A 21,192-nucleotide genomic window follows, 5' to 3' on the forward strand; every position below is an offset into this window, starting at 1 on the left:
AGTTTCCAGGGATTTAATTTTATGAAAAATTGGTTGAATAACTAATGGAAAAATTAAATAGTAATTCAACTTTCAAAGAAAAGCTGGAGATGGAAACTAGTTTTCCATCCTTGTACATGTTTAAGTTTATCGTGCCTAACGGCAAAGAAAACGAGATTGGTGCCTTGCTTCCTAATAATGAGATGGTCTTAAAATCATCCTCACAAGGGAAGTATGTTAGCGCTACCATCAAAGCAATGATGCGCGACAGCCAGTCTATTATCGACGTATATGAAAAAGCGTCAAAAATTAAAGGAGTAATCGCACTATAAAAATTACGATTTGTATGTGGAAAGAAGCAAATAATAAATTATCGAGAACCTTTGAATTTAAAGATTTTAGCGAAGCATTTGCCTTTATGACTAGGGTAGCCTTCCTCGCAGAGTCTCAACAGCACCATCCCAATTGGAGCAATGAATACAACAAAGTTCATATTGACCTTGCCACACATGATAAGGGAAACACTGTGACGGAGAAAGACCGTGATTTAGCTCAAGCCATAGACCGTTTAATTTAGTATGTCAATCGCCACAAACATTTGTTTATATTTAGTCCCAACACCAATTGGTAACCTTAAGGACATTACTTTAAGGGCCCTGGAAACCTTGCAGGCGGTTGATGTCATTTTAGCAGAGGATACCAGAACTTCGGGTAAGCTTCTTAAACATTATGAAATCAAGCGTCCCTTAGAAAGCTACCACATCCACAATGAGCACAAAAGTATAAGCAAGCTTATTGAGCGGATGGAGCAAGGAACTGTATTTGCACTCATCACCGATGCTGGTACTCCTGGGATATCTGATCCCGGTTTTCTCTTGGTACGTGAGGCCATAGCAGCCAATATTGAAATATGCAGTTTGCCTGGGGCTACTGCCATCATACCAGGACTTGTTAATTCAGGACTACCTAATGATAGGTTTGTTTTTGAAGGCTTTTTGCCGCATAAGAAAGGTAGGAAAACAAGGATAGAGGCATTGGAGGACGAACGAAGAACGATGGTTTTCTACGAATCCCCTTACAGGCTATTGAAAACCCTTAACCAATTGATGGAGGTCTTTGGTCCAGATAGGACAGCTTGTGTAAGCAGAGAGTTGACCAAACTCCATGAAGAAAATGTAAGGGGTAGCCTTTTGGAGCTTTTAAATTATTATACAGAAAACACCCTTAAAGGTGAAATAGTACTTACAGTAGCCGGAAAAAACTAATATGGAACTACAGGAAATCACCCGAAAAGTAGAAGTGCTTGCCAAGAAAGCAGGCAAATTTATCCGTGAGGAAAGCAAGAACTTTAATCTGGACAAAGTTGAACAAAAAGGTTTCAATGATCTAGTGTCCTATGTAGACAAAGGAGCCGAAGAAATAATAGTCAAGGAGCTTGCAGAGATTGTCCCGGAAGCTGGCTTTATCACAGAGGAAGGAACAAGGTCAGAGAGGGACAAAGAATATACCTGGATTGTAGACCCATTAGATGGTACCACTAACTTCGTTCATGGTATCCCGATGTATGCAGTGTCAATAGCCCTTGCGAGAGGCACAGAGATCGTCGTAGGGGTTGTTTATGAAATTAATCTTGATGAGAGTTTTGCCGCTTATGAAGGATCTCCGTCCACATGTAATGGGGTTCCTATAAAAGTAAGTGGGGTAAGTAAACTTTCCCATAGTTTGGTAGCCGCAGGTTTTCCTTATGATGATGGAGGGAAACTTGAAGAGTATTTACAGCTGTTGAAATATTTTATCAAAAATAGTCATGGTCTTCGAAGACTTGGCTCAGCGGCTGTTGATTTATGCTACGTTGCTTGTGGAAGAGTGGAAGGCTATTTGGAATATAATTTACAATCCTACGATGTAGCAGCCGGTACTCTCATCGTCAAGCAAGCGGGAGGGAAAGTCACTGATTTTAGTGGCGGTCAGGATTTCATTTTTGGCGGGCAAATTTTAGCTTCTAATGAGAAGTTACATGACACCTTTCAAATAGCTTTGTCTGAGAAATTTGTGTTTTAAGGAGATATAATTGTTTCCTATATATTGTGATTAACTACAAAAAACATAATTCAAAAAAATTAATTTCATATGTAAAAAAATAATTTGTATTTTCGCTATAATTGATTAGCTTTCAATCATTTAATAAAACAACCTGTTTTTCGGACTTATCACCCCCCGTTCATCTATTGTTGGGCATCGCGTATTTTACCGAAATGGGCTGTTTACTATTTAACAATTCGAATAAAATGAAAATAGGAATTTTAGGAGGTACGAATTTGGCAACTAACCTTGGCAACAAGTTTATTGCTAGAGGAATGGACGTAGCATTTGGTGTGAGGGAAGGGTTCAGTGCAAGGAAGGTTGAGTGGAAAATTCTTAAAATGCAAAATCACAATGTCTTAAATTACGCCGATGCTATCACTGACTCGGATGTAATTATTATTTGTTGTGAAAATGAATTTCTGCCCATAGTGTGTAATTACCTAAGAGAATTTGGTTCGCCAGACATGTTGTTTATCGATAGCACCAATGGAGTTAACGATGAAAGCGTAACCTGTAATACTACCCTTATTGGACAGGAGACTGGACATGAGCGTGTTTTTAAAGCATTTAACAATCTCGGAATTGATTACCCAAAATCCGATCCTTTAGCACTCATTAAAGAAACCTACTTCTGTGGGGACAATAATAAAGATAAATTGATTGTCAAAAAGCTGATTGAACTTATAGGTTTTAAGGCTATTGATGCAGGGACCATTAAAAATGCTTGCCTGCTAGAGGCTGTATATCACCTTAGTAAAGAAATCTCTACCACCAAATCGGGTGATTGTCACTTCAGACTAATGTCTGTCTAATTCTCTTTATGTTGTTTAATAACCTGTTTTTTTAAGATTCTATTTTTATCGGTATTGTTTTTGTTGTTTATAAATTAATTTGAACGACTTGCGTTTCAAATTATGTTTACCGAATTAGGTGCCCGCTTTTTAATACGTATTGAGATTACTATAAAGTCGGATTTTCGTTGCTATCAACCTGTTGATGGTGTATAACAAATTAAATTTGAATCGATTTATTGTAGCCTTTGTGCGCAATTTGAAGGAAGTAACCTAATTAAGATTTAATTCTTGAATTTTAATTTTTCTTTCAATACATACGCCATGAAAAAAATCGCTTATTTTATTTTTGCCTTTTTTGCTTTAGTCCTTTTGGCTCTGGTGGCAGTGCCCTACTTGTTTAAGGACAAAATCTTTGACAAGCTTGATCAGGAGCTAGCCAAGTCTGTAAATGCTACGGTCTATTATGACCGTGATAAAGTCAGCTTGAGTGTTTTCAGTAATTTCCCCAGCTTATCAGCCGGTCTAGGAGATTTTGGGGTTAAAGGCAATCCACCTTTCCAAAACGATACTTTGGTACATGTGGGAGAATTGCAGGTAGACTTAGATATTTGGTCCGTTATTTTTAGCGATACCCCAAGTTTAAAAGGAATTCGGCTTCAGGATGGCCAGTTTTATATTAAGGTATTAGCGGATGGAAAGGCCAATTATGATATCATGTTTGAAAGTGAGGAAGTTGAGCCTGTCGATACTACTTCTTCAAACTTTCAATTGGGCATAGATTTAATAGAAATAGAAAATCTTGACTTTATATATGACGACAGATCACTTGACTTCTTGATGGTGATGTCAGCCATGGACTTTGTAGGAAGTGGTGATCTGACCCTAGATGTGTATGATCTAATGATTAAAGGTGATGGCAATATTGTTAATGTTGCTTATGAAGGCGTAGAATACCTCTCAAATAAATCCCTTGCGATTGATTCTGAAATTAACGTCGACTTAAAAAACATGAAATTTGGGGTGAATGGAGCTTCCTTGAAGCTTAATGACTTCGGCTTTGGGATTGATGGATTTTTGGCTATGCCTGGTGATGACATAGAGTTGGACGCCAAATTCTATGGGGAAGATAATGACTTCAAAAGTGCGCTTTCTCTAGTTCCAGGAGTATATTCTGCCTCATTTGATGATTTGAAAACATCTGGAGAAATGGATTTTTCCGGCGCGCTCAAAGGAACCTATAGTGAGACTTCATTCCCAGCATTCCAATTTGGGCTTACCATAAACGAAGGGATGTTTCAATATCCGGATCTACCAAGACCCGTTCAGCATGTGAATATGGAATTAAAGGTTGTCAATGAATCAGGTGATTTGAATTATACCGCTATTGATCTGTCCAGGTTTTCTCTTGAGTTCGGAGATCAACCGGTTTCCGGAAGGTTTATGGTTAAGGATCTGATTAATTATGAAATGGATGGTCAGCTAAAAGGGAAGCTTGATCTATTGGAATTAACCTCTATATTCCCAATTGAAGACATGGAGTTGAAAGGGCAGTTGGCCATAGACGCTACCGCAAAAGGGCGATATGACAGTGTAGCCCAAATAATTCCTGTCATAAATGCAAAAATTGAACTGACCAATGGTCATGTTAAAAGTGCAGCCTATCCAGCGCCAATAGACAATATCAATGTTCGGGCGGTAGCGGATAATAAAACTGGGAAGATGAATGATTTTGCAATTAATGTTCCCACATTCGGTTTTGAACTGGAGGGTGAAAAAATCAATGGCTCTTTAAAATTGAATGACTTAACGGCCTTGAATTATGATTTTTCGGTGCATGGGGCTGTAGACTTAGGGAAAATAGCAGCCATCGTACCAATGGAAGATGTTTTGTTGGAGGGTAAGATTAAGGCAGATTTAGATGCCAAAGGAAGTTATGAAGCCATTGAAGCCAATCGTTTCGGGCAACTTGATACCAAAGGCGAATTGCTGGTCAATGATTTTTACTATGCAGATAAAGATTACCCTCAAGGCGTTAGGATTAATGAAGCTTCCGCTAATTTTAGTCCAAAGACCATAAATCTGGTGAAAATGGATGCTCGACTTGGGAAAAGCCCAGTTCAGGCAACTGGTACATTGTCCAATTACATGGCATTCTTACTTAGTGAAGAAGGTAGCAATGACCTTCAGGGGGATTTATCTATTTATTCTAGTAGTTTTGATGTCAATGAATGGATGACAGGGGTAGAAAGCACAAGTGAAGATACTACCGCAATGGAAGTAGTTGCCTTACCTGACAATATTGACTTTACCATGTCGGTAAAAGCGGATAAAATCTATTACGATAACCTTACATTAAACAATGCTTCGGGGAAATTATGGGTTAAAGATGCGGTACTTAAACTAGAAGGTTTTAAAACCGATATGTTGGGAGGCTCATTGGTATTTGACGGTACTTATAATAGCAAGGATGTTTCGAAACCTTCTTTTGACATGGTGCTAGATATCAGTAAGCTAGGAGTTCAGGATGCGTTCAAATCCTTTGTAACGGTCCAAACATTTGCCCCTATAGCCCAGCATGTAACAGGGATTTTTTCCACCAAATTTTCTTTTTCTGGTTTATTGGGTCAGGACATGATGCCAATTTTGTCAAGTCTTGATGGTTCAGGATTGATCCAATTGGCAGAGACAGCCTTAAAGGACAGTCCACTCGTTAAGGGAATTACCAGCCTAACCAAATTAGACGATACAGCTACCATTAGTTTAAAACCTATGAATATCACAGCCAGAATCGAAGACGGCATGTTGAATATTCCTCCCTTTGAATTGAAATTATGGGATTACCCTGCGAAAATTCAAGGAAGCACTGGCTTTGATGGAAGGATCAATTACTTGGTAAACATAGATGTGCCTGCAAGTAAATTTGGTTCAAAAATTAACGGTCTTGTCACAGGTTTGGTTGGAACAGATTTATCTGATACGAATGTTCCCCTGGCCTTTAATATTGGTGGTAGCTACGCCAGGCCGAATGTAGGAATGGCTTCTTCTGAAAGTTTGGAGGCTTATATTTCGAATGCACTGAAAAGCAAAATTTCCGGTCAGAAAGAAGATGTCAAAGAAAAAATTACTGCTGATTTTAAAGCGAAAGAAGACAGTTTAAAACAAGAGTTTAAAGAAAAATCAGAAGTTGCTAAAGACAGTGTCGTACAGGAAGCGACAAAATTGATAGATCAAACCAAAGAGAAAGCAGTGGATGAAGTTAAAAACCTCCTCAAAGGTTTTACCAATAAGAAAAAAACGACTGAAACTGAAAAGCCTACACCTGAATAATTGCAGGTGGTTGTGGTAATCGTATGAATAGTGGGTTTACAAAAACCGAAAAGTTGAAGCTCTTCTCACCTGGCAAGACCATATGGGAAGAGCTTCATTGGTTTTTCGTCTAACGGAAGTATTCTAAAATATAATACCACATTGTAAGTGTAACAACGGAAAGAGGTATGCCTACTCCGACAAGGAGAGAAGCAAGCTTGGGTCTGATGTTATAATTGGTGGCAATAATGGAGGAAGTGATCATGGGCGCCATAGCCGCTTCCATAACACTTACCTTAAAAATGAGATTCTGATCTGGATTGTCAGCTGGGATCCAATGGTAGATGCTATAGATCAATAGTGGGATAAGTAATAATTTATGGGTTAATCCATACCATAGGAAATTGTCCTTTATGTCCTCAAGTCTTATTTTTATTTGTAAGCCTACAGCTATCAACGCAATGGGGGTTAACGTTCCGGCGAAACTCTGAAGGACCTTCTCCGCCACGCCACTAATTTCTACCTTGAAAATATTAAGTAACAGCGCAATAATAAAAAAGATGAAAGGAGGGAAGAATAACATCTGTTTTGAGATGTCTCTTTTTCTCATTTTTTCGGACCCATACAATGAGGCCACAATTATTGCAAGGCTGCTCACTACTAAAAAAGAACCCGTTTGGTCTATCAATACAGCTATTTTTAAACCTTCGCCTCCATAAATCGCTTCGATTACAGGATAGCCTATAAAGCCAGTATTGGAAAGACCGCCACAAATTATCAAACAACCGATTGTTTTTTTGTTCCAACCAAATCGTTTACCCAGGTAGCCAAAGAGTAACCAGGTGATGGTGAAGATGATCCACCCTACCGAGATAGGCAAGAGCAAAGCTGGACCCAATTCCAATCTGGAAATGTGAAGGAGGGAAACGGCAGGTAATACTACATATATCAAATAAGCATTTAACGCCTTTGGTGCTTCAACAGGGAAGTTTTTAACTTTCTGTAAAATGATACCTATCAGGATGGAGGTAATGACGATGAGTATATTGGCCATGATAATAAATTCTTGGGACTAAGGTGATAGCGGACAACAGCATTTCGAAATTTGATTACCGTTTTCTTTAATCAAACGAATCCAAAGTGGTTTCTTTTTTGATCAAAATAATCTTTTAGCTGCGGGTAAAGCGTGCTTTCAGCAACAGGTATGCCCAAAAGGGTTTGGTTAATTGCGCCCATTTCACCTTTCTTTTCTACTTCCATGGATTCTATTAAAAGTATCAATTCCTGCAGTTGTAAAGGGCTTCTACTTTCATCAGGCTTGATGGAATACTCATTTCCATAGAAATCTACAATTTCATAAAGGTTTAATCCGTCAATTGTGGTGGCAAAAATGCAAATCTCCTCACCCCATTGACTTTCAGGGTAAGTAAGCTTTGCTATAAGTGCATTGGCACCTGTTCCATTGAAATACGTCTTTGGTTGATAGTCAAAATTCATATTCAGGCAAATATATGTCATTTAAGCGCTAATTTGAAATTAAAACCAAATCCCTTAAAATGGTATAAATAGTTAATCAAGACTGATGACCTTAAATGGTCTTGACAATGGCCTTTAAATCATCACTACAAACGCTTATAGGGAAGCAACTTCGGGGAAAGGGTATGGCAGTCGCTCCTTTTAGAGGGGTACACCCCATTTCCCCACCCAAATCCCTCTCCAAGCCGAAGTGGAATGATTTTTTAAAGAATTAGATAGTTCTCAAGTCAATAGGTCTCCAGGTAGGATTACCCAATAGAACTGGTTACATTATGAAAATTGACTTGAAATCAGCAAAGTTTAAGACAGCTTCACAATAAGCCAATTTTTGGTGATGGGATATTGCTAATAATTTGCCTTGCTTGTACCCTAATTCGCCCATCTGAGTGGTTGGAGCATCTTCCTTTTAGAAAAGCTACAAATTTATTGAATTTAGCAACAATCAAATTGAAAAGACAATTGGATTATACATTGTTTAAGAGTAATTTTGGCTTTCGAAATAGAAATAAGTCTGATTTCCATTTCTTTTACGTATGTTACGAGGAATGTAAATTCAGAGCAAAGAACAGATCATTACATGAAAAGAGATCAATTAATATTTGACCTGATAGGGAAGGAAGAGGATAGACAGAAAAGAGGGATAGAGCTGATCGCCTCTGAAAATTTCACTAGTAAGCAGGTTATGGAAGCAGCAGGAAGTGTGCTGACTAACAAATATGCCGAAGGTCTACCAAAAAAACGGTATTATGGTGGTTGTGAAGTAGTAGATGAAATTGAGCAAATTGCTATAGATCGCGCCAAAGCACTCTTTGGAGCATCATGGGCAAATGTTCAACCTCACTCTGGAGCACAAGCCAATGCAGCTGTATTTTTAGCTTGTCTAAATGCAGGTGATTCCATTTTAGGTTTTGATCTTTCTCACGGTGGACACCTTACACATGGTTCTCCTGTAAATTTCTCAGGTAAACTTTACGATCCTCACTTTTATGGGGTGGAACAAGAAACTGGTGTGATCGACTACGACAAAGTTGAAGAACAAGCTAAACTAGTTAATCCTAAATTATTGATCTGTGGCGCATCTGCTTACAGTCGTGATTGGGATTATGAAAGATTACGAGCCATTGCAGATGAAGTAGGTGCAATATTGCTTGCAGATATTTCTCATCCATCAGGGCTTATAGCCAGAGGTTTATTGAATGATCCTTTGGAGTTCTGTCATGTGGTTACTACTACAACGCATAAGACGCTTAGAGGTCCTCGAGGAGGGTTGATCCTTATGAGAGATGATTTCGATAATCCATTTGGCTTGAAAAATCCAAAAGGAGAATTGAGAAAAATGTCTGCTTTATTGGATTCTGGGGTTTTTCCTGGAACTCAGGGCGGTCCTTTGGAACACATAATTGCAGCTAAGGCCATAGCTTTTGAAGAAGCACTATCCGACGAATACATGGAATATGTAGTCCAGGTTAAGAAAAATGCGGCTGTAATGGCAGAAGCTTTTGTAGAAAAAGGCTACCAAATCATTTCTGGTGGTACGGACAATCACATGATGCTGATTGACCTTCGAAACAAAGAACTTACTGGCAAAATTGCCGAAAATACGCTTGGAAAAGTGGACATAACCATTAATAAAAACATGGTTCCATTCGATACCAAGTCTCCGTTTGTTACCTCTGGAATGCGTATCGGTACTGCAGCCATCACTACTCGTGGGCTAGTGGAAGCGGATATGTTGAAAATAGTAGAATTGATAGATCAGTCGCTTTCGAGCCATGAGGACGATGCGAAACTGGCAGAAATTAAGGCTACTGTTAACGACTGGATGGTACAATTTCCTTTATATTAAAATAAAAATAAGTGGCACTGGATCAATATAACGAAGAAGAAGAGGAAGAAGAGAATGGCATGTCCTTTCTGGACCATTTAGAACAGTTGAGATGGCATTTACTGCGATCGGTATCGGCTATTCTTGTTTTTATGGTTCTTGCATTTCTTTCCAAAGGATTTGTGTTTGGTCAGGTAATCCTTGGTCCTTCCAAAGTAGATTTTATTACCTATAGACTGCTTTGTCAGCTATCGGATATACTGTCACTTCCAGCCCTTTGCATTGATCAACTCCCTTTTATCATCCAAAGTAGGCAGATGACAGGGCAGTTTTCTATGCACGTCACCTCCAGTTTGGTGGTTGGGTTAATAGTTGCTTTCCCCTATGTCTTTTGGGAAGTGTGGAAATTTATCAGTCCAGGCTTGTACTCTAAGGAACGAAGTGCTGCAAGAGGAGCTGTTTTCTTTGTAAGTTTATTGTTCTTCTTAGGTGCCAGTTTCGGGTATTTTATTTTATCACCGCTTTCCATCAACTTCCTTTCAAACTATCAACTGGATCCGTCCATAGCGAATGAGTTTGATATTACCTCCTATGTTTCAACATTGGTAATGTTGGTTTTGGCTTCGGCAGTGATGTTTCAGCTTCCGGTAGTTATTTATTTCCTAACACAAGCAGGACTTGTTTCCTCTACGATGCTTAAGGCATATAGAAGACACTCAATTGTTGTGATCTTAGTGTTATCGGCAGTAATCACACCACCAGATGTGATCAGTCAGATCTTGATTGCGATGCCTATACTTGTGCTTTATGAAACAGGTATAATGATAGCAAAACGTTTGGAAAGAAAACGTAGAGAAGAAGAACTGGAAGACAAATAATAAATCAAAGGTATGTCAAAAATAATCGCAATAGGAGGAGACCATGCAGGATTCACCTATAAGCAAGAGTTAATAGAAGTGCTGCAGAAGAAAGGTTTCGAAGTAAAGGACTTTGGTCCTTATTCTGAGGGATCAGTTGATTATCCTGATTTTATCCATCCATTGTGTGATGCGATAACTTCTGGAGAAATTGAACGCGGTATAATTATTTGTGGCAGTGGGAATGGTGTTGCCATTACAGCGAATAAGCACCAGGGAATTAGGGCCGCTATTTGCTGGAATGAGGAATTGGCATCACTTTCCAGACAGCACAATGACGCTAACCTAATATCGATACCAGCCAGATTTGTTACTTTCGAGCTAGCAGAAAAAATGGTTGATATTTTCCTTGAAACAGAATTTGAAGGTGGAAGACATGCCCGAAGGGTAGATAAAATCGCCTGTAAATAATTAGAAATATAATTTCTACCAGGTTTATTCCTGTACTCCCCTATATATTAGTCCATTTTCGGATCTGGTATATAGGGGTTTTAATTTTGGTAGATCCTGGATCCAGGAGTCAAAAACAGCTGCTTCATCTATGATTATATCAGGGTTCTCTTTTTTCAAATCCTGATAGAATCTTGTTTTCCATTTCATTTCCCCCATTTTAGCAAAGTAGATTTCTGTAAGCCTAAAATTCAGGTATGGGCTTGCCATTACAGCGTTTTGGTAAGCGCTATGATTGTCCCCCAAAACCATTACTGTTTTGCCTTCGGGTATTTCATTCAGAGCCGTAGTTTCTTGTTTATAATTGTCAAAAGAAGCGTCATTTAACAAATAAAAGGTCCAACTGTACCCGATCAACGGGACAATTAGAAAATAACTGTAGCCGATAACATTTTGTGCCAGTTTATTTTTTGTGATAGTGAAAAAGTGGGTGATGAAATATGCCAATACCGGTATGGTACTTATAAACTGGAAGGGGCTTACCCTGTCCATTAAAAAAAACATGCCTATATTAAAGAGTAAGAAGAGGAAGAAAAGTTGATTTTGCTTTTGCTGGTTTACAGTCATTCTCCTTAGAACATTGTTTTTGAAATAACCTATGATGGCAATTGCAACTGGCAAAGTGAAGAGATAGCTGAGGTCTTTAAAATTGACATGATAGATTTTCTCTAATTTTAAAGCCAAAGTGAAATACATTTCTATGAAATTGGACAACCCGTCTTTCCAGAAATAAAACAAAGCACAAAAGACTACCGGTAAAAGGAATGCCGTAAGTATGAGCGAAAGTTGCTGAAAAGAAAATCCATTGATGAGTAATCCAGAGAAAATCAACAAGGGTAAAAACAATAAGTACGGAAAATGAAAACAAAATGCAATACCTGCAAAAAGCCCCATAAGTAGAATAGATGGAACGGTGTTGGTATTGACGGAAGTTTGGCTTAAAAGTCTTGAGAGTGCCAACAAAACAAAGGTGCTACCCATCAAGGCCGGAGAAAGTGTCATGAAGTCGAAAGACAGTTGAAACAAGACCATCATTACAAAAGCAGGGAGGTAGTTTGAATCATCATATGCATTATTTTGTATGAGCATGTGATTGGTATAAAACACCTGAAAAAATAGGATCAAGAAAGCGATGATTCTGAAGGAAAAAACTGAATTGGAAAACAGCAAGTCATTCACCCAATAGACCATGGCAGAAAATGGACCCGTATTGTCAATAATATCCACGTATAGGAGGTTTCCTTCAGCCATTTGTTGCCCTAAAAGCCTCCAGATTAGTTCTGGTTGCAATAGGGGAACGTGCATTAGATAGTAAGGAATCTGTAGCAGAATGAATAGGAAAAGAATTCCAATCATTCTTAGTGGGTCATTAATTTTGAAAAATTCCAGCAAGGTCTATATTTATTTTATAACTCAATTTACGAAATTAAAGGTTACCCGTATATTTCACTAAATTTGTGAAGATTAAATATTTTAAAATGGAGAGTAAACGACAACAAAAATATTCCAAACTGATCCAAAAGGAGTTGGGTGAAATATTTCAGAAGGAAGGACGAGCGATAGTTGGTCAGGCCATGGTTACAGTTACCAGGGTTTTAATGAGCCCAGATCTGGCCCTTGCAAAAATCAATTTGAGCTTCTTATTAGGCGAAAATACGGTTTTGTTTGATAAAGTTGATAGTAATAAAGGACAGATTCGAAAGTTTCTTGGAAGAAGAATAGGGAAATCTGTAAGGATCATTCCTGAGTTGGCTTTCTTCTTAGATGAATCAGCAGCTTATGCCCAGCATATGGATGGCGTCATTTCCAAACTCAATATCCCTGAGGCTCCTGAGCAAGAGGATGATGATGAGGAAGACGAAGATTAAAATCGAAATATGCAATAGGTGGAAAATTAGGTATCTAAATCCTTTTACGAGTTAGTTAAGGGAAATCCTATTGCATAATCCGAGTTAAACCTTTTAAAGGTTTTATTTAATACTAATTTTATAAAGTTAAAGAATAGCTATTGTATATTTCAGGTTAAGGCTAATTAGACAAAATTGAATCTCTCCTATTTTATAGCATCCAGGTATTTTAGAAGTAAAGCCAAGAAGAATTTTATAACCGTTCTTTCCAGAATATCGATGGTAGGAGTTGCTGTAGGGACAATGGCATTGGTCGTGGTGCTGTCGGTTTTTAATGGTTTGGAAGACTTGATAAAAGGACTGTATGCTTCCTTTGATGCTGACCTTAAAGTAATGCCTTATGAAGGGAAGTCTTTTGAAGTTGATGATGCCTTTTTAGCAGAGATTAACAAACTAGAAGGGATAGAGATTCTGACAGAAGTTATCGAAGATAACGCCTTGGTGAAGTACGGAGATCACCAGGTTGTCGCAACGTTGAAAGGCGTGTCGGGTAATTTCCTCGCTCAAGATAGGTTTAAAGATGGTTATCTCAATGGAGAATTGAGTTTAGGGGAGGAAAACCGGCCTCAGGCATTGATAGGTCGTGGGTTATCTTATTTTTTACTGCTCAACCTTGACAATGAATTTGATTTGATACAAGTTTTTTACCCAAAAGATCCCAAATCAGGAAGCATAGATCCATCAAGCATGTACAATAGGGAAGTCATTCAGCCCGCAGGGATTTTTAGCGTAGAAAAGCAAATTGATGATGAATTTCTTATTGTGCCCTTGGATTTTGCCTCCAAATTGTTGGAATATGGAAACAGAAGAACGGGCCTTGAAATTATGGTAGCGGAAGGGTATAATGTACAAACAGTGAAAGCTGAATTAAGAAGCTTGCTTGGAGAGGCTTTTATCGTTCAAGACAGTGATGAACAACACGCAAGTCTTTTGATGACAATTAGATTAGAGAAATTATTCGTGTTTTTAACGCTTACATTTATTTTGGCGGTTGCTTCCTTCAATATATTTTTCTCTTTAAGTATGCTGGCCATAGAAAAGAAAAAAGACATTGCTGTATTAATCGCTATGGGAGGGACAAAAAAACTAATCCGCTCCATCTATCTAAAGGAAGGTGCCATTATTGCTTTTACTGGTGCTTTGGTTGGTCTGGTTTTGGGTTTTTTGATTTGTTGGACGCAAGACACCTATGGACTTGTTTCACTAGGGGTAAGCTCATCTGTAATAGATGCCTACCCTGTCAAAATGCAATGGACAGATTTTTTATACACTAGTTTAAGTGTGGTAATTATCACAATGATAGCCTCTTATCGTCCTGCATTGATAGCCTCTCGAGTGAACACTACCGATCATTTGTAAGGTTTTAAATGTAGGATTTATTTAATTGTTTTAAATATTTCTGTAATTTGCAAACTGCCAATTTCTTAAAAAAGCACATTTTAGTTTAAATCTTGTTTTAATGAAAGTAGCTTCAGATAAGCCATTTGAAATCGTTTATTCCCTGTTTAACCATGAATTTTTAGGAATTCTATTTGAGTCCTTTGCCGTCCAACTTGACGAAAAGGGAAGATTGTCATTTGCTTATCAGAATATTTCCTATCAAAATGCCCGGGAGTTTGAGGAGAGGTTGGACGATACAGATTTGGAGCTGATCAAATTGATGGACAGCATGCAGCAGGAAGCCATTGTCAAGAAGTACAATGTGAAAAACAACAAACCCAAAGAATTCTTAAGGAAGGTCTTTGATAAAGAGCATTCAATTCAATCCCATAAGGAAGTACAAAAACTAATAGAAGCAAAATTAGAAATTACACGTGCTAAAATATTAGAGAAAATTCAGCAGAAGCGACTTTTTGAAATGGGTAATGATGGCAATCCTGTTTGGAAGGAAATTGCCGTAATGCCTGAAAAAGCCTCTGTTTTATTCCACTTTAGAAGGAATGAAGAAAACACGCATTATTTCCCAACAATTAAGTACCAGGGAGAGAAAATTGAATGGCAGTACAAAGGCAGTTATTTGATTTGTAACCAGCCAGCATGGTTGGTGGTAGACGCTATGCTGGTTAGTTTTGAAAAGGCCGTAGATGGTAAGAAATTATTGCCTTTCTTAAGTAAAAAATTCATCGTTATACCTCGTAAAGTTGAAGATAGCTATTACCGGAAATTTGTTACGCAGTTGGTTGCCTCATTTGATGTTTATGCCAAAGGCTTTGAAATAAAAGTAGCACGGGACAATCCAGAACCTGTACTTTACCTTGGTGAATTGCAAGGAAATCCTTCAGTGGATATGTTCGGCAAAAAGATATCTGCAGATGAAGAAGAGAAAATGGTTTTCGACCTAAGGTTTAAGTATGGCGATTATTCCTTTAAAGCAGATCAAGTCAAACCAACCAATGTAGAACTGGAGAAGATTGGAGATGAATACATCTTTTATAAGGTGGTAAGAGATTTGAAGAAGGAAAGCTTTTATGGCAATTATTTGAAGGAGAATGGTCTTTCAGTACGTACTGGGAGGCAGTCAATGCCCAAAAGAGAGGCCTATGAATGGATTATTAATCACCGGCCTGAATTGGATGATTTGGGCATTAAAATCCAGCAAACAGCTAACGAGAAAGGGAAAAATTACTTTATCGGGGCGGCTAAGATCACAGTTAGAATCAATGAGAAAATCGACTGGTTTGACGTAGAGGCCGTTGTTACATTTGGGGACTTTGAGATTTCTTTCCAAAAGTTCAGGAAATTACTGCTCAAAGGAAAGTCTGAAATAGAATTGCCTAACAAAGAAATAGGGATTATTCCTAAATCATGGTTTGTGAATTATGGTGAAATTTTCTCTTTTATCGAGGAGGAGCAAAATGAAGACGGTAATTTCAAATTAAAGAAGCACCATATTGCTTTGGCTCAAGAATTGGAAAAGGGAAACCTGCTTAAATTGGGGCTTAGCGAAAGGCTTAACAAGCTTAAAGATTTCTCTACCATTGATGACTATCCACTTTCCAATTTTTTTAAAGGAACCCTAAGGCCCTATCAAAAGGCTGGGTACAATTGGATGCGCTTTCTAAATGAATACAATTTTGGCGGTTGCCTGGCAGATGATATGGGGCTTGGTAAAACGGTTCAAACCCTTGCTTTGCTTGCCATGGAAAAGGAGCGCTCAGAAGGTACGACCTCCTTATTGGTAATGCCTACCTCCCTGATCTATAACTGGGAACTAGAAGCCAGAAAATTTACGCCGAAATTAAAAATTCTAATCTACACAGGAACACAACGAATCAAGGACTGTAGTCAATTTGGACGTTATGATTTGGTTTTGACTTCTTATGGCATTACCAGACTAGACATTGATATTCTCAAGGAATTTTATTTTAATTATATCATTCTTGATGAAAGCCAGGCCATAAAAAATCCGGACAGTATAATTTCAAAAGCAGTGGTTCAATTGAAAAGTAACCACAAATTAATACTTACAGGAACACCTGTGGAGAATGGTACAATGGACCTTTGGTCACAGATAAATTTTATCAACAGGGGGCTTTTAGGTGGACAGGCTGCATTCAAAAAACAGTTTCTTTTGCCCATTGAGAAGAAGAACGATAAGGATAAAATCCTGAAATTAAATGCGATGATCAAACCTTTTATTCTTAGAAGGCTTAAATCTCAAGTCGCAACTGATCTTCCAGAGAAGGTGATCAATGTCAAATATTCTACGATGACACCTGACCAGGAACAGGCTTATGAGGAAGTTAAAAATTATTTCAGAGAGAAAATAATTGATGAAGCAAGTCTGCCAGGTAAATCTCAAAAATCCCTAACGCTGTTACGTGGACTTACCCAATTAAGGCAAATGGCTAATCATCCTAAAATGGCCGATGAGAATTATAAAGGGGATTCCGGGAAATTGGAAGATATCTCACACATGGTGAAATCTACAGTAAGCGAAGGGCATAAAGTGTTGATTTTTAGTCAATTTGTTCGTCACTTAAGTATTGTAAAATCTTTTCTAAATGAAGAGAAAATACCCTTTGCCTATCTTGATGGAGCGACCGTAGATCGACAAAAACAAGTGGCTTCTTTTCAAGAAAATCCTGATATAAAAGTTTTCTTGATCTCTCTTAAAGCGGGGGGAGTAGGCCTTAATTTGACCAAGGCTGAATATGTTTTCCTTCTGGATCCATGGTGGAATCCAGCAGTAGAAGCCCAGGCAATAGATAGAGCGCATCGGATTGGGCAGAAAAATAAGGTTATCATCTACAAGTTCATCACCAGAAATTCTGTTGAAGAAAAAATAATGGCGCTTCAGGAGCGGAAAATGGCACTTGCAGGAGAATTGATAAGTACCGAAGAGAGCTTTATTAAAAGCCTAAACCAAGAAGATATAGCGGCATTGCTTGACTAATGACTCTCGGTATAATAATAAATGAAACATCTAAAAAATTTACCTTAAATATAAAATGCATACAGCAATTTTAATCGTACAATGCAAAGACAATAAAGGGATTGTAGCAGCAGTTTCCCAGTTTCTATATGAAAACAATGGGAATATCTTAGCAGTAGATCAGCATGTTGACGATGATTTAGGTGATTTTTTTATGAGGGCTGAGTGGGAATTGGATACATTTGATATTGATAAAGACCACATTTTGCAGGAATTTAAAGCGAAGGTGGGGCAGCAGTTTGAAATGGATTATTCGCTTTCATTCAACTTCCCTGTGCCAAGAATGGCTCTTTTTGTTTCAAAACTATCTCATTGTCTTTTTGATATTTTAAGCAGATACTATTCCGGTCAGTTTAACGTGGAAATTCCATTGGTGATTTCTAATCATCCAGATTTAGAACCTGTTGTGAAGGCATTTGGTATTCCTTTTTATCACTTACCCGTTACCAAGGAGAATAAAGCTGAACAAGAGAAAAAGCAGCTTGAATTAATGGTAGCACATAAGGTTGATTTTGTAGTACTTGCGAGGTATATGCAGATTTTGTCGGGAGATTTTGTGAAACACTTCCCCAACAATGTCATAAATATCCACCATTCCTTTTTACCAGCTTTTGTAGGAGCTAAGCCCTATCATGCGGCTTACAAGCGTGGGGTGAAGATCATTGGAGCAACTGCCCATTATGTAACCGAAGAGCTGGATGCAGGGCCTATAATTGAGCAGGATGTTGCCCGCGTTCGTCACCACAACACAGTAGAAGATCTGGTGCAAATAGGTCAAGACGTGGAGAAAGTAGTATTGTCCAAAGCCATCAAATATCATTTGGCACGGAAAGTACAAGTGGTCGGAAACCGAACGATAATTTTCAATTAGTCTATTGTTAAATAAGTAGCAAAAAGTACTAAATAGGAAAGCCCTATCTATTCAATCAACGGAAAAGATAGGGCTTTTTTGGCTCCACGCTTAAGGAGATTTGCTTTCCTTTTCATGTCTTGGATTTGGAGTTAAATTTGTTCCAATTCTATAAGGATATTGCCATTTTCATCTTGTAGTATTAAGTTTCCTGCATGGTAAGTGTATTGTTTGCTGGACTCAAGGTTGGATAGAAACCGTTGCTCAAGTTCATTGTACTCACATGAGCTGTTGTCTGAATAGAGGGTTGAAAATTTTATCTGTTCCTCATTATAGGTTGCCCCTCCTCTGTAATTATTGCATCCTGCAAAACCACCTATTTTTTATCTTCCTTGAAGATTAAAGAAAGTTTTGATAAATCTTTTTTGGTAGCAGCAGAGCCTGTAAGGTCGGTCACCTTCCAATCATGGTTTGATAGTTCAATAGGTTCTGAATTACAAGAAAAACAGAAAGCAATTAATAGAAGAATTAGGCTTGTTTTAAGGTCGAAATTCATTTTATTTCTTCGTTTAGTTTTACACATTGGATTGGTTTATCCTTCATTTATGTTAAACACCACAAACACTGTTCTAAAAATAGTTTGGATTGAATTTTTCTTCTTGGGTAACTTTAAATCAAGTAGTTAACAAATAAGAAAGCATTGGAAATCTTGGTAAAGAATGCACCAATCGCACCGAGCTAGCTAGGTCTTAAGTAAATAATATTTGACTTGAACCTATGAGGGATTTTAACCTAAAGTAAGCCTCTATCAAGTGATTTACGTGACGATTTTTCTCGGGATGTCGTTCGGAAGTCTGGTCAATAATTCGTAATTCACCTGTTGTGTTGATTCTCCAAATGAAGCAACAGTGATTTCATTTCTTTTTTGACGGCCGATGATGACCACTTCATCCCCTTTTTTGACATTCTTTAAGTCAGTGACATCTACCGAGATTGAATTCATGGTGACATTCCCCACTACAGACAATGTTTTTCCATGGATAAGCACTTTACCCAAGTTACTAAGGCTTCTACCAAAACCATGACAATAGCCAACAGGTACTTGGGCTATGGTCATGTCTCTAGCTGCCATGTAGCTGTTGCCATAGCCTATGAAATCTCCAATTTTAATTTTTTTAAGACTCATTATGCTACTCTTCCAACTGATCAGTCGCTTAAGGGGGTTTTTCTTATTGGGAGCCAATTGCTTAAATTTAAACATGTACGTTTCCTGACTTGGCCAAAAGCCATATTGAGCAATTCCAATCCTAACCATATCCATTATGGTTTCAGGATAACTAAATGAGGCTGCCGAACAAGCGGTGTGGTAGCGATCAAAATGAATTTCATTGTCATTGAACCAGTTTTTGAATTCATGATATCGCTTAATTTGATTCTGTATCCGAACATAATTGGCAACACTTTCAGCACCGGCATAATGCGTACATAGTCCGCACAATTGTAAGTGATTGCTGTTTTCTTTTAAGGATTCTAAAAGCATTTCTTTTTCGTCCCATTCATATCCTGTTCTATGAAAGCCTGTCTCTACTTCTATATGGATCATTGCTTTCTTTCCCAATTCTTTGCTTTTTTGAACGGCAGCCTCTAACCGGTCCATTTCGAACACATAGAAACTGATTTCATTCTCAATTAAATAGGGTAAATTTTCATTATCCACCATTCCCATGATCATTACCTGACTGTTTTTAGTGGAGGATTTTTGAACCCTGATCGCTTCATCCGTACTGAAAGCACTAAAATGTCGGATGCCCACACTTTCAGCAATTTTTACTGTATTTTCTATGCCGTGACCATAGGCATTGCCTTTAATGACTGAGGAGATGGTAACATTCTCACCTATTTGACTCTTTATAAACCTAATGTTATTGCTATAGGCACTTTTACTAATTTCTATGTAAGAGGTGTGCTCCATCTTTTTAGTGGTTTAGTTTCTCTATAATCGTATAAAACAAATCTACTCCGATGGGTAGCAATTCATCTGGGAAGTCATAACTATTTTCGTGCAATTGTGGGTGTGTTTTACCAGCTCCTAAACCAAAGAGCATGCTTTTGGTAGTGCTTGATAGGGCTCCAAAATCTTCTGACCATCGGAAGGGAGTTTGGGAAATCCGTTTATGAAGGCCTAGTTTAGTGACGGCATCATCTACTGGGTTATAGGCTTCAATATCATTCTCCACCACCTGGAATTCTTCTGTGAAACTAATACTACATTCCAAACCATGGAGGTCGGATATTTTTTGCGATAGGGACATGGCACTTTCCGTCAATGTGTTCATGACCTCATTGTCAAAAGTTCTTAGGGTGGCCATGACAGTGGCTGTCCCAGGAGTGGTGCCAAAGGCTACTTCTCCCAGTTGTGCATGAATTACTGTTACTAAGGAAAACTCCTGAATGTCCTCAGGTAATTTTTGGAGGCCTGAAATCAATTGACACATGGCATTGGCAGGGCTTATTGCATCCTCAGGGTGAGCAGCATGGCTGGTTCTTCCTTTTAGATTTATAATCATCCCTTTGGATGCTGCAGTGAAAGCTCCTTTTTTTAGTACTACCTCACCTAAATCATAACCGGGTAAATTATGCAAGGCAAAGGCAAAATCAGGCTTTATTTTTGGGAAATTAGGTGAGCTGATTACCTGTGCTGCTCCCATACCAGTTTCTTCTGATGGCTGAAATAACAATATAACCCTTCCGTATTTGGGTCTCTTTTTAGCTAATTTTAGTCCTACTCCACACAGGATAGCCATATGACCATCATGTCCACAAGAATGGGCAACGCCATTACTTTTGCTTTTGTAGGAAAAACTGTTGTTCTCTAAGATTGGTAAAGCATCAAGTTCAGCACGAATCAATGTGGTCGGTCCATTCTCCTGGCCATTGAAAACAATGGCCAAACCATGTTTACCTAAATCATCCACGATTTCATCTGGTGATAAATCCTCAAAAAACGCTCTAATTTGATCGGATGTTTTTTGTTCTTTTCCAGAGACCTCAGGCGCTTGGTGAAGCTGTTTTCGTAAAGTACTTATTTCTTTAATATTAGAATTCATC

19 protein-coding genes are annotated in these 21,192 nt (G+C 38.2%); 13 read left to right on the top strand and 6 right to left on the bottom strand.

What is annotated here, in order from left to right; translation table 11 throughout:
• Positions 1-89: 89 nt before the first annotated feature.
• The 6 genes from ADICYQ_RS08465 (at position 90) to ADICYQ_RS08490 (ending at position 6,185) form a co-directional block, all read left to right on the top strand.
• Entirely contained in the window at positions 90-311 is a 222-nt protein-coding gene (locus ADICYQ_RS08465) for a DUF493 family protein (protein ID WP_235114510.1), read from the top strand.
• A gap of 14 nt (positions 312-325) precedes the next feature.
• Positions 326-556: a 4a-hydroxytetrahydrobiopterin dehydratase gene (locus tag ADICYQ_RS08470; RefSeq protein ID WP_020893158.1), complete on the top strand. Its 231-nt coding sequence runs from the start codon at positions 326-328 to the stop codon at positions 554-556.
• 1 nt (position 557) lies between these two features.
• Positions 558-1,244 (top strand): 16S rRNA (cytidine(1402)-2'-O)-methyltransferase, encoded by a 687-nt coding sequence (gene rsmI / locus ADICYQ_RS08475; protein WP_020893159.1) that lies wholly within the window; start codon positions 558-560, stop codon positions 1,242-1,244.
• Between the two features lies 1 nt (position 1,245).
• Positions 1,246-2,040: an inositol monophosphatase family protein gene (locus ADICYQ_RS08480; RefSeq protein WP_020893160.1), complete on the top strand. Its 795-nt coding sequence runs from the start codon at positions 1,246-1,248 to the stop codon at positions 2,038-2,040.
• Positions 2,041-2,267: 227 nt separating this feature from the next.
• A complete protein-coding gene (locus tag ADICYQ_RS08485; protein ID WP_040415256.1) occupies positions 2,268-2,876 on the top strand; it encodes an NADPH-dependent F420 reductase in 609 nt (202 codons plus the stop codon).
• 303 nt (positions 2,877-3,179) lie between these two features.
• On the top strand, positions 3,180-6,185 hold the full coding sequence (locus tag ADICYQ_RS08490) for an AsmA-like C-terminal region-containing protein (protein ID WP_020893162.1): 3,006 nt from the start codon (positions 3,180-3,182) through the stop codon (positions 6,183-6,185).
• Positions 6,186-6,294: 109 nt separating this feature from the next.
• On the opposite strand, the gene ADICYQ_RS08495 is transcribed toward ADICYQ_RS08490, so the two are convergent.
• Together ADICYQ_RS08495 and ADICYQ_RS08500 are read right to left on the bottom strand one after the other, a co-directional pair.
• On the bottom strand, positions 6,295-7,218 hold the full coding sequence (locus ADICYQ_RS08495) for an AEC family transporter (RefSeq protein ID WP_020893163.1): 924 nt from the start codon (positions 7,216-7,218) through the stop codon (positions 6,295-6,297).
• A 71-nt stretch (positions 7,219-7,289) separates the two neighbouring features.
• Positions 7,290-7,682 carry a UDP-glucuronosyltransferase gene (locus tag ADICYQ_RS08500; RefSeq protein ID WP_235114511.1) on the bottom strand — a complete coding sequence of 131 codons (393 nt, stop codon included), beginning with the start codon at positions 7,680-7,682 and terminating at the stop codon, positions 7,290-7,292.
• 595 nt (positions 7,683-8,277) lie between these two features.
• Here ADICYQ_RS08500 and glyA point away from each other — a divergent pair.
• From glyA to rpiB, 3 genes are read left to right on the top strand one after another with little or no spacing between them, the layout of a single operon-like run.
• A complete protein-coding gene (gene glyA, locus ADICYQ_RS08505; protein WP_040415290.1) occupies positions 8,278-9,546 on the top strand; it encodes a serine hydroxymethyltransferase in 1,269 nt (422 codons plus the stop codon).
• An 11-nt stretch (positions 9,547-9,557) separates the two neighbouring features.
• On the top strand, positions 9,558-10,403 hold the full coding sequence (gene tatC / locus ADICYQ_RS08510; RefSeq protein WP_020893168.1) for a twin-arginine translocase subunit TatC: 846 nt from the start codon (positions 9,558-9,560) through the stop codon (positions 10,401-10,403).
• 12 nt (positions 10,404-10,415) lie between these two features.
• A complete protein-coding gene (gene rpiB / locus ADICYQ_RS08515) occupies positions 10,416-10,853 on the top strand; it encodes a ribose 5-phosphate isomerase B (protein ID WP_020893169.1) in 438 nt (145 codons plus the stop codon).
• A 24-nt stretch (positions 10,854-10,877) separates the two neighbouring features.
• Here rpiB and ADICYQ_RS08520 read toward each other — a convergent pair whose 3' ends face one another.
• Entirely contained in the window at positions 10,878-12,248 is a 1,371-nt protein-coding gene (locus tag ADICYQ_RS08520; protein WP_020893170.1) for a hypothetical protein, read from the bottom strand.
• 122 nt (positions 12,249-12,370) lie between these two features.
• On the opposite strand from ADICYQ_RS08520, the gene rbfA reads away from it, so the two are divergent.
• From rbfA to purU, 4 genes are all read left to right on the top strand, one after another.
• Positions 12,371-12,760 carry a 30S ribosome-binding factor RbfA gene (rbfA, locus tag ADICYQ_RS08525; RefSeq protein ID WP_040415263.1) on the top strand — a complete coding sequence of 130 codons (390 nt, stop codon included), beginning with the start codon at positions 12,371-12,373 and terminating at the stop codon, positions 12,758-12,760.
• A 174-nt stretch (positions 12,761-12,934) separates the two neighbouring features.
• Entirely contained in the window at positions 12,935-14,158 is a 1,224-nt protein-coding gene (locus ADICYQ_RS08530) for an FtsX-like permease family protein (RefSeq protein WP_020893172.1), read from the top strand.
• A gap of 100 nt (positions 14,159-14,258) precedes the next feature.
• Entirely contained in the window at positions 14,259-17,195 is a 2,937-nt protein-coding gene (locus tag ADICYQ_RS08535; RefSeq protein WP_020893173.1) for a DEAD/DEAH box helicase, read from the top strand.
• Between the two features lie 55 nt (positions 17,196-17,250).
• Positions 17,251-18,105 carry a formyltetrahydrofolate deformylase gene (purU, locus tag ADICYQ_RS08540; RefSeq protein WP_020893174.1) on the top strand — a complete coding sequence of 285 codons (855 nt, stop codon included), beginning with the start codon at positions 17,251-17,253 and terminating at the stop codon, positions 18,103-18,105.
• Between the two features lie 131 nt (positions 18,106-18,236).
• Here the strand turns inward: purU and ADICYQ_RS28425 are convergent, their stop codons facing one another.
• From ADICYQ_RS28425 to ADICYQ_RS08555, 3 genes are all read right to left on the bottom strand, one after another.
• Positions 18,237-18,464 carry an META domain-containing protein gene (locus ADICYQ_RS28425; protein WP_316929279.1) on the bottom strand — a complete coding sequence of 76 codons (228 nt, stop codon included), beginning with the start codon at positions 18,462-18,464 and terminating at the stop codon, positions 18,237-18,239.
• Positions 18,465-18,901: 437 nt separating this feature from the next.
• On the bottom strand, positions 18,902-20,056 hold the full coding sequence (gene alr / locus ADICYQ_RS08550; RefSeq protein ID WP_020893176.1) for an alanine racemase: 1,155 nt from the start codon (positions 20,054-20,056) through the stop codon (positions 18,902-18,904).
• A 4-nt stretch (positions 20,057-20,060) separates the two neighbouring features.
• Positions 20,061-21,191 carry an amidohydrolase gene (locus tag ADICYQ_RS08555; protein WP_020893177.1) on the bottom strand — a complete coding sequence of 377 codons (1,131 nt, stop codon included), beginning with the start codon at positions 21,189-21,191 and terminating at the stop codon, positions 20,061-20,063.
• Position 21,192: the final 1 nt, after the last annotated feature.

Origin of the sequence: Cyclobacterium qasimii M12-11B, from assembly GCF_000427295.1 — a bacterium.
In the GTDB taxonomy this organism is placed as follows: Bacteria; Bacteroidota; Bacteroidia; order Cytophagales; family Cyclobacteriaceae; genus Cyclobacterium; species Cyclobacterium qasimii.

What these genes read in the sequence shown, in the direction of transcription:
- ADICYQ_RS08495 (WP_020893163.1), bottom strand. Translation starts at nt 7,218, where the DNA reads ATGGCCAATATACTCATCGTCATTACCTCCATCCTGATAGGTATCATT.
- alr (WP_020893176.1), bottom strand. Translation starts at nt 20,056, where the DNA reads ATGGAGCACACCTCTTACATAGAAATTAGTAAAAGTGCCTATAGCAAT.
- ADICYQ_RS08500 (WP_235114511.1), bottom strand. Translation starts at nt 7,682, where the DNA reads ATGACATATATTTGCCTGAATATGAATTTTGACTATCAACCAAAGACG.
- ADICYQ_RS08535 (WP_020893173.1), top strand. Translation starts at nt 14,259, where the DNA reads ATGAAAGTAGCTTCAGATAAGCCATTTGAAATCGTTTATTCCCTGTTT.
- ADICYQ_RS08485 (WP_040415256.1), top strand. Translation starts at nt 2,268, where the DNA reads ATGAAAATAGGAATTTTAGGAGGTACGAATTTGGCAACTAACCTTGGC.
- glyA (WP_040415290.1), top strand. Translation starts at nt 8,278, where the DNA reads ATGAAAAGAGATCAATTAATATTTGACCTGATAGGGAAGGAAGAGGAT.
- rsmI (WP_020893159.1), top strand. Translation starts at nt 558, where the DNA reads ATGTCAATCGCCACAAACATTTGTTTATATTTAGTCCCAACACCAATT.
- ADICYQ_RS08480 (WP_020893160.1), top strand. Translation starts at nt 1,246, where the DNA reads ATGGAACTACAGGAAATCACCCGAAAAGTAGAAGTGCTTGCCAAGAAA.
- ADICYQ_RS08520 (WP_020893170.1), bottom strand. Translation starts at nt 12,248, where the DNA reads ATGATTGGAATTCTTTTCCTATTCATTCTGCTACAGATTCCTTACTAT.
- ADICYQ_RS08490 (WP_020893162.1), top strand. Translation starts at nt 3,180, where the DNA reads ATGAAAAAAATCGCTTATTTTATTTTTGCCTTTTTTGCTTTAGTCCTT.
- ADICYQ_RS08555 (WP_020893177.1), bottom strand. Translation starts at nt 21,191, where the DNA reads ATGAATTCTAATATTAAAGAAATAAGTACTTTACGAAAACAGCTTCAC.
- ADICYQ_RS08465 (WP_235114510.1), top strand. Translation starts at nt 90, where the DNA reads ATGGAAACTAGTTTTCCATCCTTGTACATGTTTAAGTTTATCGTGCCT.
- rbfA (WP_040415263.1), top strand. Translation starts at nt 12,371, where the DNA reads ATGGAGAGTAAACGACAACAAAAATATTCCAAACTGATCCAAAAGGAG.
- rpiB (WP_020893169.1), top strand. Translation starts at nt 10,416, where the DNA reads ATGTCAAAAATAATCGCAATAGGAGGAGACCATGCAGGATTCACCTAT.
- purU (WP_020893174.1), top strand. Translation starts at nt 17,251, where the DNA reads ATGCATACAGCAATTTTAATCGTACAATGCAAAGACAATAAAGGGATT.
- ADICYQ_RS08470 (WP_020893158.1), top strand. Translation starts at nt 326, where the DNA reads ATGTGGAAAGAAGCAAATAATAAATTATCGAGAACCTTTGAATTTAAA.